The following is a 15075-nucleotide window of genomic DNA, read 5'->3' on the forward strand; positions in this document are numbered from 1 at the left end:
ACCATGAGTGCCGCATTTCCCCTGAACGACGGCCAGACGGCCGCCCGGGCTTCGGCCAGCCTGCAGGCCCTCCCGCCCGTCAAGTCCGGGCCCGTGCCGCAGGCGACGCCCGCCGGGACGTCGACCGGGAGCTCGCGCTGGAGCAGCCCCGCCAGCGTCAGCGCCTTCAGCGTGCTGCTGCTGCTGGCGATCTGGACGGCGCTGACCAGCGCGGGCCTGATCACGCCGCTGTTCCTGCCTTCGCCGTGGGCGGTGCTGACGAAGCTCTGGAGCCTGGCCGCCGAGGGCTACGTCGATGCCACCCTGCTGCAGCATCTGGGCGCCAGCCTGGGCCGGGTGGGGCTGGCCTTCGTCGCCACCATCCTCACGGCCATCCCGCTGGGCCTGTGGATGGGGCTGAACCCGCGGGTCCGCGGGGCGCTGGATCCGCTGATCGAGTTCTACCGCCCGGTGCCCCCGCTGGCCTACCTGCCGCTGATCGTGATCTGGTTCGGCATCGGCGAAGTGGCCAAGGTGCTGCTGATCTACCTGGCCATCTTCGCGCCCGTGGTGATCGCCTCGGCCACGGGGGTGGGCCAGACCGACGATACACGCCTGCGCGCCGCGCAGTCCTTCGGGGCCACGCGCTGGCAGCTGCTGCGCCACGTGGTGCTGCCCAGCGCGCTGCCCGACATCCTGACCGGCCTGCGCGTGGGCCTGGGCGTGGGCTGGTCGACGCTGGTGGCCGCCGAACTCGTGGCCGCCACGCGGGGCCTGGGCTTCATGATCCAGTCCGCGGCCCAGTTCCTGAACACCGACATCGTGATGGCCGGCATCGGCGTGATCGCCGCCGTGGCCTTCGTGATGGAGCTGAGCCTGCGCTGGCTGCAGCGTCGCCTGGTGCCCTGGCAGGGCAAGGCATGAATCCGGCACCACCACTTCCGTCCCGACCCCGACTCCAGCCGACACCATGAGCCACACCGACCCCGCCCTGCACGGGCACCTCGCCCCGCCGTCCCTGAACGACCTGCGCATCGAGCCGCTGGGCCCGGCCATCGGCGCGCAGGTGCACGGCATCGACCTGAGCCGCCCCATCAGCGACGGCCAGCGGGACGCCCTTCAAGCCGCCCTGCTGCAGCACCATGTGCTGTTCTTCGAGCGGCAGCCCGTCACCCCGGTGCAGCAGCGTGACCTCGCGCGCCGCTTCGGCGAGCTGCATGTGCACCCGGTGTTCCCCAGGCATCCCGAGGCCGAGGAGATCATCGTGCTGGACACCCACGCCGACAACCTGCCCGACAACGACAACTGGCACACCGACGTGACGTTCATCGCCACGCCACCCATGGGCGCCATCCTCTCGGCCCGCGAACTGCCCGCGCTGGGCGGGGACACCCTGTGGGCCAGCGGCATCGCCGCCTACGAGGCCCTGAGCGAGCCCTGGCGCGCGCTGCTGGATCCGCTGACCGCGGAGCATTCGTTCGTGCAGTCCTTCCCGGCCGAGCGTTACGCCCGCACGCCCGCCGAGCGCCGGCAGTGGGAACAGGCGGTGGCCGACCATCCGCCGCAGATCCATCCGGTGGTCCGCACCCATCCGGTCAGCGGTCGGCGCGGGCTGTTCGTCAACGAAGGCTTCACCACCCGCATCATGGAACTCAAGCGCAGCGAGAGCGACGCGGTGCTGGCGCAACTCAGGGCCCACATCGCCAAGCCTGAATTCACGGTGCGGTGGCGCTGGAAGCGCCACGACCTGGCGTTCTGGGACAACCGCCTGACCCAGCACTACGCCACCGTGGACTACCTGCCGCACCGCCGCGTGATGCACCGCGCGACCATCCTGGGCGACCGCCCCTGCTAGGCAGCCGCTGAGCGGCCCCGGGGCCGCAGCCCGTCTCAGTGGTCGTCGGCCAGCACTTCCAGCTCGACCAGCTGCTGGCGCAAGGCCCAGCGGGCCTTCCAGCCATGGGTGTCGAACTCGACGTCGCCGCGCTCGAAGGCGGCCATCGCGGCGGAATCGTCGGGGTAGAGCTTGAGGGCGCCCCGCTGGCCCAGGGCGGCGGCACAGGCCTGGATCAGGTCCACGTCGCCGGCCTGCAGCATGCCGTCGCCCAGCAGCGCGTCGGCACGGTAGAGCGGGGTGTCCCAGCCGTTGGCCTCGCCCAGCGCGCAGAGCGCCGGGAAGCGTTCGCGGGCGCCGGCCTGGCCGGGCTCGGCGTCGACCATCTCCAGCATCTCGCGGGCGCTGGTCACGTCCCAGATCGACCAGGGCTCGCAGTCGAGCATGGTGGCCACCTTGCGCCGCAGGTCTTCGCCGTCGAAGGCGAACCAGGCACGCGGGGGCAGGTCGGCAGGCAGTTCGACGATGTGGATCATCGCATGAGCCTCACTCGGCGCCTTCGGCGAACACCTTCTGCCAGACGGCCTGACGCAGGCGCTCGCGCACCGCGAGGTCGCTGCCGTCGAAGCGATCCTGGCCACGACGCATCGCGGCCTGGGCCACCGAGGCCTCGGCCATGCTCAGCGGCAGGCGACCGCCCATGTGCGTGGCCTTGGGGCAGGCCTTCAGGATGGCCTGGCGGTTCGGGTGCTCGTCGAGCACCACCAGCGCGTCGGTCTCCTGCTTGCCGTCCAGGCACAGCCAGCCGTCGATGACCTCGACCTGGCGGCCGTCGAGCGTGGTCTTCACGTAGGTGGTGGCCATGGTCAGAACTTCACCAGGATGTCTTCGTTGCGGACGACGAACTGGCAGGCCAGACGCCACGGCGGCGGAATGTCGCTGGTCTCGGCCTGCTCGATCTGTTCCTTGGTGATCTTGCCGGCAAAGCGCAGCACCGTCTTCTCCTTCTCGGTCAGGGCCACGCCATGAGGCGTCTTGTCCGACAGGACGGTGACCTCCAGCAGGCAGGAGCCGCATTCACCGTTCTCGCATTCGAACTCGACCGGGATCTCGTTCTTCCTGGCGACCGCCAGCAGCGTCTGGGTGTCGCCGGCCACGGCATAGACCGTGATGTCCTTCTTCATCCGCGGGGAACTGAAAGTCACGTTGGCCATCTTGCTCTGCCTATGAAGGGTATTCGATGCATGGAGGAGGGGCCCGCCGGGTGAGCGGGCCGAGGGCGGCACCCGCACGGGCGCCGCCCCTGAACCGCGTCAGCGGATGATGTCGTAGCTGTAGTCCGTCTTGCCCGGAACGATGGTGTTGGCATCGAGGGTCTCGAAGAACTCGTCGAGGAACATCGTCAGCACGCGCAGCGCGCCGTCATAGCCCCAGGTGGGGTAACGGTGGTAGTGGTGGCGGTCGAAGATCGGGAAGACCAGGCGGATCAGCGGCACGCCGGTGTCACGCTCGAGGTACTTGCCGTAGGTGTTGCCGATCAGGAAGTCGACCGGTTCCGTGAACATCAGCGAACGCATGTGCCACAGGTCACGCTTCGGGTAGACCTTGCAGTCGCGGCCGAACGGCGAGGCGTCGAACACGGCCTGGACGGCCTTGGCCCAGTGGTCGTTGCCGTTGGTGGCCAGCACGTGGGTGGGCTCGGCGCCGAGTTCCAGCAGGAAGCGGGCATAACCGATCATCTGGTCCGGGTCACCGTACAGGGCGTACTTCTTGCCATGCAGGTGGGCCTGGCTGTCGGCCATCGCGTCCACCAGCTGGCCACGCTCGCGCTCGAGCACGGCCGGGACCGGCTTGCCGGTCAGGCGGCTGATGGCCATGATGAACTCGTCGGTGCCGGCCACGCCCACCGGGGCGTTCAGCGCCACGACCTCCTGGCCCTTCTCCTTCAGGTACTTGATCGTCTTCTCGGTGCTGTATTCCTGGAAGACGATGGTGGCCTTGGCGTTGAGGGCACGGATGACCTCTTCCTTGGTGGTGCCACCGTCGTACATGCGGAACTCGCCGTCGGTGGGGGTGTTCCACACGTCGGAGGGATCGCACAGGATGGTGTAGTCGGCACCGAACAGATCGAAGATGCGCTTGATTTCCTTCATGTTGCCCACGACGAAGCCGTCGAAGCCACCGATGAAGTTGATCGACTCGTCGGGCACGCGCTCGAGCGCGGGCACCGTGCCGGCCTTGCCGTCCCAGAAGTGCTGCAGCACGCCCAGCAGCGCGTTGTCGTAGCCGGTGATGTGGCTGCCGACGAAGGCCGGGGTGTGCGCGAAGGGCACGTCGAACTCGGCCGGGATGCTGCCCTTTTCCTTCGAGGTCTTGATGAAGGCGTTCAGGTCGTCACCGATCACCTCGGCCATGCAGGTGGTGGAGACGGCGATCATTTCCGGCTTGTACAGGTTGTACGTGTTGGCCAGGCCGTCGATCATGTTGTTCAGGCCACCGAACACGGCGGCGTCTTCCGTCATCGACGACGAGACGCAGGACGTGGGTTCCTTGAAGTGGCGCGAGAAGTGCGAACGGTAGTAGGCCACGCAGCCTTGCGAACCGTGCACGAAGCTCAGGGTCTTGGCGAAGCCGTTGGCGACGTAGACGGCGCCCAGCGGCTGGCAGGCCTTGGCCGGGTTGACGACCAGGGAGTCGCGGGCAAAGTTCTTGTCCTTGTATTCCTTGGTCTTGGTCCAGTCGCGGATCTCTTCGATCTTGACGTCGGAGTGGTTGAACTCGAACTCGGCCTTCTTGCTGCGGAACAGCTCCTGGTATTCCGGCTCGCGGAACAGCAGTTCGTGGTCGAGGATCTTGTCGGCGTTTTGGGACATGGTGGCTCTCCAGACAAAACAGGGTGAACGAGGTGATCGGTGACGGCGGCTCTCGGGTGCTCGGGCGGCGCCAGGGCGCCGCACCGATCACCGTTCAGGGACGAGAGTCAGCTCAGGCGGCTTGTTTCCAGGGCGCCTTGGCGAAACCCCACACGGGGCTGGAGATCGCCATGTCCATGTCGCGCGCGAAGATCGCGAAGCCGTCGTAGCCGTGGTAGGGGCCGGAGTAGTCCCAGCTGTGCATCTGGCGGAAGGGCACGCCCATCTTCTGGAACACGTACTTTTCCTTGATGCCCGAGCCGACCAGGTCCGGCTGGACCTTCTCGACGAACTTCTCGAACTCGTAGCCGGTCACGTCGTCATAGATCAGCGTGCCGTCCTTGATGTAGTGCGTGGTGCGCTGGTAGTCGTCGTTGTGGCCGAACTCGTAGCCGGTGCCGACCACGTTCATGCCCAGGTCCTCGTAGGCACCGATGACGTGGCGCGGACGCAGGCCGCCGACGAACAGCATGACGGTCTTGTCCTGCAGGCGCGGCTTGTACTTGGCGACCACGGCATCGACCAGCGGGCGGTACTTGGCGATCACTTCCTCGGCCTTGGCCTTGATGGTGTCGTCGAAGTGGCTGGCGATCTCGCGCAGGCTCTTCTCGATCTGCGTCGGGCCGAAGAAGTTGTACTCGACCCAGGGCACGCCGAACTTCTCTTCCATGTGCCGGCTGATGTAGTTCATCGAGCGGTAGCAGTGCAGCACGTTGAGCTTGGCCTTCGGGGTGTTCTCCAGCTCGGCGATGGTGCCGTCGCCGGACCACTGGGCGATCACGCGCAGGCCCATCTCCTCGAGCAGGATGCGCGAGGACCAGGCGTCGCCGCCGATGTTGTAGTCGCCGATGATGGCCACGTCGTAGGGCGTGGACACGAAGTCCGGGCGCTTGTTCGGGTCGGCCTTGTCGAACACGTAGTCACGGATCGCGTCGTTGGCGATGTGGTGACCCAGCGACTGGGACACGCCACGGAAGCCTTCGCAGCGCACCGGCACGATGGTGTGGCCGCCGTATTCCTTGGTCTTCTTCTTCGACACCGCTTCGATGTCGTCGCCGATCAGGCCGATCGGGCACTCGGACTGCACCGAGATGCCCTTGTTCAGCGGGAACAGGTCCTGGATCTCGTCGATGATCTTGTCGAGCTTCTTGTCGCCACCGAAGACGATGTCCTTCTCCTGGAAGTCGGAGGTGAACTGCATCGTCACGAAGGTGTCGATGCCGGTGGTGCCGATGTAGTAGTTGCGGCGGGCGGCCCAGCTGTACTGGCCGCAGCCCACCGGGCCGTGCGAGATGTGGATCATGTCCTTGATCGGACCCCACACCACGCCCTTGGAGCCGGCATAGGCGCAGCCACGGATCGTCATGACCCCCGGCAGCGACTTGATGTTGGACTTGACGCCGCAGTCGGGCTTGCCTTCCTCGAACTGGCCGAGGTGCTTGGCGCGGCGCTTGGCCATCTTCTCGGGATAGGCCTTCAGGACTTCATCGATCAAGGCCTTGTTGGCGGCCTTGCGGTCTTCAACCGTCATGCTCATGGTGTGGGTGCTCCAGACAGGGTGGAAGGGCGGGTGGCGCGCCGCGCCACCCTGAACGGCTCAGACTCAGGCCGCGAGGTCAGCGGCGGTCTTGCCGACCTGGCTTTCGTCGATCTGCTTCATGATCCCGTGCTCCATCAGCAGGTCTTCCAGCTGGTCCATCGTGATGGGGGTGGGGATGGTGCCGTTGCCGGCGTTGTTGTGGATCTTCTGGGCCAGCGTGCGGTACTCACCAGCCTGCTTCGAATCCGGCGCGTATTCCAGGACCGTCATGCGGCGCAGCTCGGCGTGCTGCACGATGTTGTCGCGCGGCACGAAGTGGATCAGCTTGCTGCCCAGCATCTTGGCCAGCGATTCGGCCAGTTCCAGTTCCTTGTCGGTCTGGCGCTCGTTGCACACCAGGCCGCCCAGACGCACGCCACCCGAGTTGGCGTACTTCAGGATGCCCTTGGAGATGTTGTTGGCCGCGTACATGGCCATCATCTCGCCGGACATGACGATGTAGATTTCCTGGGCCTTGTTCTCGCGGATGGGCATGGCGAAGCCGCCGCACACCACGTCACCCAGCACGTCGTAGGAGACGTAGTCCACGCCGTCGTAGGCGCCGTTCTCTTCCAGGAAGTTGATCGAGGTGATCACGCCGCGGCCGGCGCAGCCGACACCTGGCTCCGGGCCGCCGGATTCGACGCAACGGATGTCCTTGTACCCAACCTTCATGACGTCCTCGAGCTCGAGGTCCTCCACCGAGCCGGCTTCAGCGGCCAGCGACAGGATGGTGTCCTGCGCCTTGGCGTGCAGGATCAGGCGGGTCGAGTCGGCCTTGGGGTCGCAACCCACGATCAGGATCTTCTGACCCAGGTCCGACAGGGCGGCCAGGGTGTTCTGGGAGGTGGTGGACTTGCCGATGCCACCCTTGCCGTAGAAGGCGATTTGCCGAAGCTTGGACATTTCAGTTCTCCAAAAAATGAGAGGTCGATAAAGAGGTTGGATCCTCGCGATCTCATTGCCGCCTTCGGTGCCTGTATGGGTCTTCTTAGAAGGTCCCTCGGGGCCAGCCATGGGTTCCGCGCCAGCTCCTTATCGCAACTGGTGTGCCAGGTCGCTCAACTTCCATCAAGTGCTTGTTTTAAAAGGACAAACATCGATTTCACGTGGTTTTCGGGTGGCAGTTTCGAATGTGTGAAACCCGACAATGTCGAACGCGTCGGACTGTCGGAAGCGGCCCAGATTCGCGACAGATCCCACACGGATCCGTCACGAACGGCGTTTTCACGGGTGGTATGGCGGTTGCTCTGGTGATGTCCATGAGCCACCTGCCCCCACTCCCCATCGTCGGTGCGACCGCCACGGCCGTCCCCGCGCCTGCGCACTACGCCCGCCTGGGTGGTCATGACGCGGTGGTCCGCCTGGTCGAGGCCTTCTACAAAGCCATGGACACCCGGGCCGACGCGGTCGTCATCCGCGCGATGCACGAGCCCGATCTGCGCGCCACCCGGGAACTGCTGGTGAAGTACCTGAGCGAATGGATGGGCGGCCCGCGCCTCTACGCCCCCGAGCGTGGCGCGCCGATGCTGCGCCGGCGCCACCAGCCCTTCGACATCGACGCCAGCGCGCGCGATGCGTGGATGGCCTGCATGCGCCAGGCGATGGACGACACCGGGGTCGAGCCCGCGCTGCGCCAGGAGCTCGACCAGGCTTTCCACAAGGTGGCCGACTTCATCCGCAACACCGAACACGGCGGCAGCGAACGGCCGCACCCCGGCCGCCCCCGCGAGACCCACCCGGGCCAGGCGGGCGCGCCGCACACCTCGGATCCGTCCGCGCCCACGGTCTGAGCCTCTTTCACCCCCACCGCTTTTTCACCCACCGGAGCCTCCATCATGAGCACCACCATCGCCGACACCGTCCTGGGCCGCCTCGAAGCCGAAGGCCGCCTGCTCAACAGCGTCCTCAAGGGACCGACCAAGAAGCCCGGCCGCATCGGCTTCCGGGGCGACATCGCGCTGAAGTTCCAGGTCAAGAAGGCCGACGAGGCGCGCCCGCCGGAGATCAGCTCCGACCAGGTGATCGCGGCCGCCCACGCCGACGAGCCCTACCTGGCCTTCATGTGCGGCTTCCTGGTGAGCTTCGAGTACGTCAAGCTGCTGGCCGAGGTGCTGGGCGACGCGCTGGCGCCGCAGGGCAAGTACTTCCTGTTCTGCGACAACATCGACATCTCCAAGCGCTACCAGGTCGATTTCGGCGGCGCGACCTTCTACATCCTGCCCATCGACGAGGCCACGGTCTACAACGAGCTGCTGCAGCTGCTGTACCTCGAGAAGAACGACCTGAAGAAGCTCGACACCGCCGGCAAGGTCGACGCGATCGCCGACAAGGCCAAGGGCTTCGACCAGACCTTCCCGAAGATCAGCTACGAAGAAGGCCTGGCGCTGATGGGCCCGGTGCGCAACCTCTACGAGAACCGGCCCGTGTGAAGACCGACCCGGCAGCGGACCTGGAAGGCATCGATGTCCATCCCCGGCACTGGTATTCGACCAATCTGGTCGGCCTTCCCGCGCCGCTGCTCGCCAGCGTGGACTTCCAGCGGCACCCCGTGCCGCTGGCCATCGCCGGCACCCGCGAGGCCCATGCGGGCCTGTTCGCGCTGCTCGACCGCAGCAGCAGCCTGAGCGAGGCCCGCGACGTGTTCAGACACTACCTGAGCATCGCCTTCGGCCTGCCCCGCCCGGGCGAGATCCCCGACCCCACCGAGCGGCGCCGCTGGCGCGCCAGCTACCTCAAGCTGCTGCACGGCTGGGGACAGGACGCCAACGGCCCCGCCGGTGCCGTCTGCAAGGGCTGGGTCGAGAGCCGCTTCGGCCTGGTGCCCGGCTTCCACCGGGCGCCGCTGGGCCATTTCCCTTCGCCCGCCTGGATGCGCTACCTGGAGGAGAAGGCCAGCAGCCGCTTCCACAACAACTGCATCCACCAGCAGCTGGACCTGCTCTACGAGTTCTGCCAGTGGACGCTGCAGCGCTTCGAGCCGCTGGGGTCGGGGCCGCACGTCACGCTCTGGCGGGGCAGCAACCAGTGCGACGAGCAGATCGTGCACGGCCATCTGCGCGCCGGCCTGCCGCGCCGCAGCCGCCGGGTCACGGTGCGGCTGAACAACCTGGTGAGCTTCGCGCTCAGTCGCGAACAGGCCGACTGCTTCGGCGACTGGATCCTGTCGGCACGGATCCCCTTGTGCAAGCTGCTGTTCTACCCCGGCCTGCTCGACACCCGCACGCTCGACGGCGAAGGCGAGGCCCTGGTCATCGGCGGCGACTGCGACCTGGAGGCCAGCTATGCCTGATCGCCCGCCGCTGGCCGTGCTCCACGACCGGGCGCTGGGCGCCTACCTGGGCCTGGCGCTGGGGGATGCGCTGGGGGCCACCGTTGAATTCATGACCGCCGGCGAGATCGCCGCGCGGCACGGCGTGCACCGCCAGATCAGCGGCGGTGGCTGGCTGAAGCTGGCGCCCGGTCAGGTCACCGACGACACCACGATGGCGCTCGCGCTGGGGGATGCGCTGATCGAGGGCCGGCACTCGGGCGCCGGCTTCGAGACGCGCCGGGTGGCCGATCATTTCGTGCGCTGGTGGCGCGGCAAGCCGGTGGACTGCGGCAACACCTGCCGCCGCGGCATCCAGCGCTACCTGGCCGACGGCTCGCTCGAGGGGCCGCCATCCGACGGTGATGCCGGCAACGGCGCGGCCATGCGCAACCTGCCTGTCGTGCTGGCCACGCTGGACACGAGCGACGAGACGGCGCTGCAGGCCCAGTCGCTGGCCCAGGCGCGGCTGACCCACCACCACCCCTGGTCCGATGCGGCCACGCTGGCGCTCGCCCGGCTCGTGCGGGCGCTGCTGCTGGGGCAGGGCGAGCGCTGCGAAGCGCTGGCGGTCGAGCTGGTCGCGCAGCACGCGGTGTTCCGCTTCAAGCCCTACCCGGGCCGGGCCAGCGCCTTCGTGGTCGACACGATGCAGACGGTGCTGCATCACTACTTCGCCCATGAGGATTTCGAGGCCGCGCTGGTGGCCACCGTCAACCGCGGCGACGATGCCGACACCACCGGGGCGCTGGTGGGCATGCTGGCGGGCGCCCGCTGCGGCGCGGCCGCGCTGCCCGCGCACTGGCTGCGCCGGCTCGACCCGCAGGTGCGCCGCGCCATCACCGAACAGACCAGCAGCCTGCTGGCATGCACGCCATGAACGCCACGCCCCCCCCGCCGGACACGTCCTCAGGGCCGGGCCCTGACAGCCCGCTCGCGAGCCGGGTCCGCCAGGTGCGGGCCTATCACGAGCTCAGCAAGCACCAGCTGCAGCGCTACGCGGCCGGCCCGGAGACGCTCGACTGGGACGCCCAGCCCGATCCTTTCCGCCGCTACCTCGGTGCCACGCTGACCCCGCTGCCGCTGGCTGCCGACGACTGCACGCTGCCCTGGAACCGGTTGTTCGAGCCGGGCGCCGTGGTGGCCCGGCCGCTGGACCGGGACGGCATGGGCCTGCTGCTGGAGCTGAGCCTGGCGCTGTCGGCATGGAAGCAGCAGGGGCCCGACCGCTGGGCCGTGCGCGTCAACCCCTCCAGCGGCAACCTGCATCCCACCGAAGGCTGGCTGATCAGCCAGGACCTGCCCGGCGTGGCCGATGGCCTGCACCACTACGCTCCCCGGGAACACGGGCTGGAGCACCGGGCCGCCGGCCGCTGCGCGCACACGTGCGGCCCCCGCGCCTGGCTGGCGCTCAGCACGATCGACTGGCGCGAGGCCTGGAAGTACGGCGAGCGGGCCTTCCGCTACGGCCAGCTCGACATCGGCCATGCGCTGGGCGCGCTGCGTCATGCCGCGGCCGTGCTGGGCTGGCGGCTGCGCCGCGTGCCCATGGGCAGCGTGTCGCTGGCCCGGCTGCTGGGCCTGGACCGGGATGCGGACTACGGCCAGGCCGAGCGGGAAGAGCCCGAACTGCTGCTGCAGATCGTGGCCGACGACCGGGCGCCCGCCATCACGCCGCGGCCCGCCGCCTGGACCTGGTCGGGCCAAGCCAGCCGGCTGGACCGCCACCCGATGTACCGCTGGCCGGTCATCGCCACGGTGGCCCGGGCCAGCCTGTCCCCCGAGGTGGACGACACCGGCGCGAGCGGCCCCGGGACAGGCACACCGGCCAGCGCCCCGGCCGACCTGGCGGCCATGGCCGGCACGGACCCGGTGCAGGCCGTGCCGGCCGGCAGCCGGGCGCACGAGCTGGCGGCCACGCTGATCCGCCAGCGCCGCAGCGCGCAGCGCTTCGATGCCCGGGCGCGGGCGCCGCTGGCCACGCTGCTGCCGCTGCTGGCCACGCTGCAGTCGCCGCGGCTGCCGCTGGACCTGGGTCCGGCCGGGCCGCGGGTGCATGTGCTGGCGTTCGTGCACCGCGTGGACGGGCTGGCGCCCGGCGCCTACCTGCTGCCCCGGCGGGCCGCGGCGCTGCCGCTGCTGCAGCAGGTGCTGGGCGGCACGACCGACTGGCAGGTCGACGAGCCGGTGCGGCAGCAGGCGCGGGCGGCCGGGCTCGGCGAGCTCATGCTGATCCGCCTGACGGACAACCCGGCGCTGGCCGGCACGCTGCGCACGCTCAACTGCCATCAGGCACTGGGCTCGGATGCGCTGGTCGCGCTGGCCCTGCTGGGCGAGTTCGACGCCAGCCTCGGGCCGGCCGACGACGGCGCCCGGCCCTGGGCCTACCGGGACCTGTTCCACGAAGCGGGCCTGCTCGGCCAGGTGCTCTACCTGGAGGCCGAGGCCGCCGGCCTGGCCGGCACCGGCATCGGCTGCTACTTCGACGACGCCACCCACCAGTTGCTGGGCCTCGCGCCCGGGGACACGCGGCTGCAGAGCCTCTACCACTTCACGGTCGGCGTGCCGGTGCGCGACGGACGCATCACCTCGGAGCCACCCTACGCCCACCGCCTGCCTGTCCTGCCCCCGCCCCCTTCCACCGACGCCGACGGAGACCCCGCCCCATGAGCCCCAGCCCGACCCCCTCCAGCGGCCTGATCCGGCTGGCCCCCGACGAGGTGCAGGCCCACCTGGCGCAGCGGCCCGCCGCCCTGGTGCTCGACGCCCGCGACGAGCAGGCTCATGCACGCAGCCACTGGCCCGGCAGCGTGCGCCTGGACGGCCGCAACCACGAGCGCCTGCTGATGCGCGAGGCCCGCGACCGGCCGGTCTTCCTCTACTGCCACCACGGCAACGCCAGCCAGACCTATGGCGGGATGTTCGTCGACTTCGGCTTCACCGATGTGGCCGATCTGGTCGGAGGCTGGACCGCCTGGGAACAGGCCCGCACGCCGGCAGCGCCCGCCCGGCCCGTGCCCGATGCGCTGGCCCGCTGGCTGGAGGCAGAGGGTTTCGACGCGACCGCCCCCGAGCGGCCCGGCCGGCATGGCAACACGCCGCTGATGCATGCCGCCTGGCGGGGTCAGCACCACCGGGTCGACGAGCTGCTGGACCTGGGCGTGAGCCTGGAGGCGGTCAACGGCGACGGCAACAACGCGCTGTGGCTGGCCTGCGTGCACGGCGAGCCAGGGCTGATCCGGGCGCTGGTGGGTCGTGGCGTGCCGATCGACCACCAGAACGCGGCGGGTGCGAGCTGCCTGATGTATGCCGCCTCGGCCGGCAAGCCGCAGGTGGTCGAGACGCTGCTGGCCCTGGGCGCCAACCCGCGGCTGACCTCGCAGGACGACTGGACCGCGCTGGACATGGCCGCCTCGATCGAATGCCTGCAGCTGCTGCGCTCGCCGGCCTGAACGGAGCTCATCGCATGACCCACCTGCACTTCCATGAAAAACCCGGCTGCGGCGGCAATGCCCGCCAGCGCGCGCTGCTGGAGGCCGCCGGCCACACGCTGGAGCGGCACGACCTGCTGACCACGCCCTGGACCCGCGAGCGGCTGCTGCACTTCCTCGGACCGCTGCCGGTGGCGCAGTGGTTCAACCGTGCCGCGCCACGGGTGCGCAGCGGCGAGCTGCAGCCCGAGGCGCTGGACGCCGACACCGCCCTGGCGCTGCTGCTGGCCGAGCCGCTGCTGATCCGCCGTCCGCTGATGCAGCGCGCCGACGACGCCAGCGTGCAGGTGGGCTTCGACGCCGACGCGGTGCACGCCTGGATCGGCCTGCAGCCCGGCTCGGTGCCCGCCGGCGCCCGGCTCGAGGGCTGCGCCGCGGCCCGCGGGGCCTGCGCGCCGACGTCCGAATCTTGAACCTTGACGCACAGGAGATCCACCATGCCGATGTACGAGTACCACTGCCGGGCCTGCCAGGCCGAATTCGAGTTGCTGGTGCGTTCGAGCACCGTGCCCGCCTGCCCGCAGTGCGGCAGCGCCGAGCTGGAGAAGGTGGTCTCGCGCATCGCCCCGGCCGGCAAGATCGAGGCGATCCGGGCCTCGAACCGCCGGGCCGCTGCCCGGGAAGGGCATTTCAGCCACTTCAGCAAGGCCGAGCAGGCCAAGCTGCTCAAGTAACGGCCACCCGGCCACCTCCCCCAACAGGAGTCGATGATGGATCTTGTCTACAAAGCCGCGATGCTGACCCAAGGCGGCCGTGCCGGCAGCGTGCAGAGCGACGACGGCAGCTTCAAGCTCAAGCTGGCGGTGCCCACGGAGATGGGCGGCCCCGGCGGCGGCCCGTCGCCGGAGATGCTGCTGGCCGGCGCGCTGGCGGCCGACTACGAGCACTCGCTGCGCCACATCGTCCGGCTCGACCGCCTGCCGGTCAAAGGCTGCTACGTCGAGGCCACGCTGAGCCTCTACAAGACCTTCGAGGAGACCTTCAAGATGGCGCTGACGCTGACGGTGCATCTGGCCGGCCCGGTCGACCAGGTCAGCGCCGACGCGCTGGTGCAGCGCGCCCGGGGCATCAGCCCGATGCTCGAACTGGTGAAGAACAACATGACCGTCCACCTCGCCGCCGTGCTCGACACGCCGGTGACCGCCTGACACCGGAGCCCCGCATGAGCGACACCACCGCCCCCACGCCCGCCGCCGGATTTTTCGTCGACTGGGACAGCAACCTGCGCAGCGTCGACGACCCGGGCGGCGGCTACCGCTGCGAGGTCGACCACGGCGCCCGCTACGTCGGCGTGTTCAGCCGCGACGGCGCGCTGGCCCACGAGGCCACGCTCTACCGCACGCTCGAGGCCGTCGAGCGGGCCGGCATCAAGGCCAGGCTGGTGCCGGGCAGCCAGCCCTGGGGCCGGCCCCGGGACGGCTTCTGAGCCCCTCCGGCCGACCGGCGGGGCCGCATCAGTCGGGGGTCATGTCCGGCTGCAGCACCACCTCGTCGGGCTGGCCCCCCTCGCCGGGCGACCACAGCAGGCCGCCCAGCGGCGAATACCCCGCATCCCCCTCGAGCAACACCGCCGCCCGGGGCGGCAGGCCGCGCAGGGCCTCCATCAACTGTTCGACCGTCATCACAGGACCTTTCAGGTGAGTCAGAACCACACCGTGGCATGCAATGCCGATGCCACCGACACCACGATCGTGGAGCGCTTCTTCCTGACCTACCGCGGCGTGCGGCTGCCGCTGCAGCTCACCGAGGAGCTGGCCCCCGAGGCGCTGCGCCACCGCAACACCTGGTTCCGGGCGCTCTACGACGCGCAGGGCCGCATGCAGCGCTGCGAGAAGCATGTCTACGGCGCGATCGAGCTGCTGCACGAATACCGCTGGACGGCCGACGGGCGGCTGCACGAGGCCGTCATCACCGAAGGGGACGAGGCGCCACGCGCCCTGATCCTGACGCCGGCCTGAGAGGACCCGAAC

20 protein-coding genes are annotated in these 15075 nt (G+C 69.2%); 13 read left to right on the forward strand and 7 right to left on the reverse strand.

What is annotated here, in order from left to right; translation table 11 throughout:
* Nucleotides 1-3: 3 nt before the first annotated feature.
* Together tauC and tauD are read left to right on the forward strand one after the other, a co-directional pair.
* Nucleotides 4-903: a taurine ABC transporter permease TauC gene (gene tauC, locus C7444_RS14355; RefSeq protein WP_110401540.1), complete on the forward strand. Its 900-nt coding sequence runs from the start codon at nt 4-6 to the stop codon at nt 901-903.
* 46 nt (nt 904-949) lie between these two features.
* Nucleotides 950-1834 (forward strand): taurine dioxygenase, encoded by an 885-nt coding sequence (tauD, locus tag C7444_RS14360; RefSeq protein WP_110401541.1) that lies wholly within the window; start codon nt 950-952, stop codon nt 1832-1834.
* 35 nt (nt 1835-1869) lie between these two features.
* On the opposite strand, the gene C7444_RS14365 is transcribed toward tauD, so the two are convergent.
* The 6 genes from C7444_RS14365 to nifH all read right to left on the reverse strand — a co-directional run bounded on the left by C7444_RS14365 (nt 1870) and on the right by nifH (nt 7210).
* Nucleotides 1870-2349 (reverse strand): hypothetical protein, encoded by a 480-nt coding sequence (locus tag C7444_RS14365; protein WP_110401542.1) that lies wholly within the window; start codon nt 2347-2349, stop codon nt 1870-1872.
* Between the two features lie 10 nt (nt 2350-2359).
* Nucleotides 2360-2677, reverse strand: a complete 318-nt coding sequence (locus C7444_RS14370; protein ID WP_110401543.1) for a hypothetical protein — start codon at nt 2675-2677, stop codon at nt 2360-2362.
* A 2-nt stretch (nt 2678-2679) separates the two neighbouring features.
* On the reverse strand, nt 2680-3027 hold the full coding sequence (locus C7444_RS14375) for a 2Fe-2S iron-sulfur cluster-binding protein (RefSeq protein WP_110401544.1): 348 nt from the start codon (nt 3025-3027) through the stop codon (nt 2680-2682).
* A gap of 99 nt (nt 3028-3126) precedes the next feature.
* Nucleotides 3127-4686: a nitrogenase molybdenum-iron protein subunit beta gene (gene nifK / locus C7444_RS14380; protein ID WP_110401545.1), complete on the reverse strand. Its 1560-nt coding sequence runs from the start codon at nt 4684-4686 to the stop codon at nt 3127-3129.
* A gap of 112 nt (nt 4687-4798) precedes the next feature.
* A complete protein-coding gene (gene nifD / locus C7444_RS14385) occupies nt 4799-6262 on the reverse strand; it encodes a nitrogenase molybdenum-iron protein alpha chain (RefSeq protein WP_110401546.1) in 1464 nt (487 codons plus the stop codon).
* Nucleotides 6263-6328: 66 nt separating this feature from the next.
* Entirely contained in the window at nt 6329-7210 is an 882-nt protein-coding gene (gene nifH / locus C7444_RS14390; RefSeq protein ID WP_110401547.1) for a nitrogenase iron protein, read from the reverse strand.
* A gap of 356 nt (nt 7211-7566) precedes the next feature.
* On the opposite strand from nifH, the gene C7444_RS14395 reads away from it, so the two are divergent.
* Genes C7444_RS14395 through C7444_RS14440 form a run of 10 tightly spaced genes read left to right on the forward strand, consistent with a single transcriptional unit; the run spans nt 7567 to nt 14531 of the window.
* On the forward strand, nt 7567-8097 hold the full coding sequence (locus C7444_RS14395; protein WP_110401612.1) for a group II truncated hemoglobin: 531 nt from the start codon (nt 7567-7569) through the stop codon (nt 8095-8097).
* Nucleotides 8098-8142: 45 nt separating this feature from the next.
* Nucleotides 8143-8736: a hypothetical protein gene (locus C7444_RS14400; RefSeq protein ID WP_110401548.1), complete on the forward strand. Its 594-nt coding sequence runs from the start codon at nt 8143-8145 to the stop codon at nt 8734-8736.
* A complete protein-coding gene (locus C7444_RS14405; RefSeq protein WP_245909579.1) occupies nt 8733-9596 on the forward strand; it encodes an NAD(+)--dinitrogen-reductase ADP-D-ribosyltransferase in 864 nt (287 codons plus the stop codon). The genes C7444_RS14400 and C7444_RS14405 overlap by 4 nt, the downstream gene beginning before the upstream one ends.
* Nucleotides 9589-10494, forward strand: a complete 906-nt coding sequence (gene draG, locus C7444_RS14410; RefSeq protein ID WP_110401549.1) for an ADP-ribosyl-[dinitrogen reductase] hydrolase — start codon at nt 9589-9591, stop codon at nt 10492-10494. Before C7444_RS14405 ends, draG begins: the two co-directional genes overlap by 8 nt.
* On the forward strand, nt 10491-12284 hold the full coding sequence (locus C7444_RS14415) for a nitroreductase family protein (RefSeq protein ID WP_245909580.1): 1794 nt from the start codon (nt 10491-10493) through the stop codon (nt 12282-12284). The genes draG and C7444_RS14415 overlap by 4 nt, the downstream gene beginning before the upstream one ends.
* Nucleotides 12281-13066: an ankyrin repeat domain-containing protein gene (locus C7444_RS14420; RefSeq protein ID WP_110401551.1), complete on the forward strand. Its 786-nt coding sequence runs from the start codon at nt 12281-12283 to the stop codon at nt 13064-13066. Before C7444_RS14415 ends, C7444_RS14420 begins: the two co-directional genes overlap by 4 nt.
* Before the next feature lie 14 nt (nt 13067-13080).
* Nucleotides 13081-13518 carry an ArsC/Spx/MgsR family protein gene (locus tag C7444_RS14425; RefSeq protein ID WP_110401552.1) on the forward strand — a complete coding sequence of 146 codons (438 nt, stop codon included), beginning with the start codon at nt 13081-13083 and terminating at the stop codon, nt 13516-13518.
* Nucleotides 13519-13542: 24 nt separating this feature from the next.
* Entirely contained in the window at nt 13543-13779 is a 237-nt protein-coding gene (locus C7444_RS14430) for an FmdB family zinc ribbon protein (RefSeq protein WP_110401553.1), read from the forward strand.
* 36 nt (nt 13780-13815) lie between these two features.
* Nucleotides 13816-14253, forward strand: coding sequence for an OsmC family protein (locus C7444_RS14435; protein WP_110401554.1), 438 nt, complete (start codon nt 13816-13818; stop codon nt 14251-14253).
* A gap of 14 nt (nt 14254-14267) precedes the next feature.
* On the forward strand, nt 14268-14531 hold the full coding sequence (locus C7444_RS14440; RefSeq protein WP_110401555.1) for a hypothetical protein: 264 nt from the start codon (nt 14268-14270) through the stop codon (nt 14529-14531).
* A gap of 28 nt (nt 14532-14559) precedes the next feature.
* Here C7444_RS14440 and C7444_RS20300 read toward each other — a convergent pair whose 3' ends face one another.
* Nucleotides 14560-14727 (reverse strand): hypothetical protein, encoded by a 168-nt coding sequence (locus C7444_RS20300; RefSeq protein WP_170130764.1) that lies wholly within the window; start codon nt 14725-14727, stop codon nt 14560-14562.
* Nucleotides 14728-14760: 33 nt separating this feature from the next.
* Between C7444_RS20300 and C7444_RS14445 the strand changes: the two genes are divergently transcribed.
* On the forward strand, nt 14761-15063 hold the full coding sequence (locus tag C7444_RS14445) for a DUF6156 family protein (RefSeq protein WP_211317564.1): 303 nt from the start codon (nt 14761-14763) through the stop codon (nt 15061-15063).
* Nucleotides 15064-15075: the final 12 nt, after the last annotated feature.

Origin of the sequence: Sphaerotilus hippei (assembly GCF_003201595.1) — a bacterium.
GTDB lineage: Bacteria > Pseudomonadota > Gammaproteobacteria > Burkholderiales > Burkholderiaceae_C > Sphaerotilus > Sphaerotilus hippei.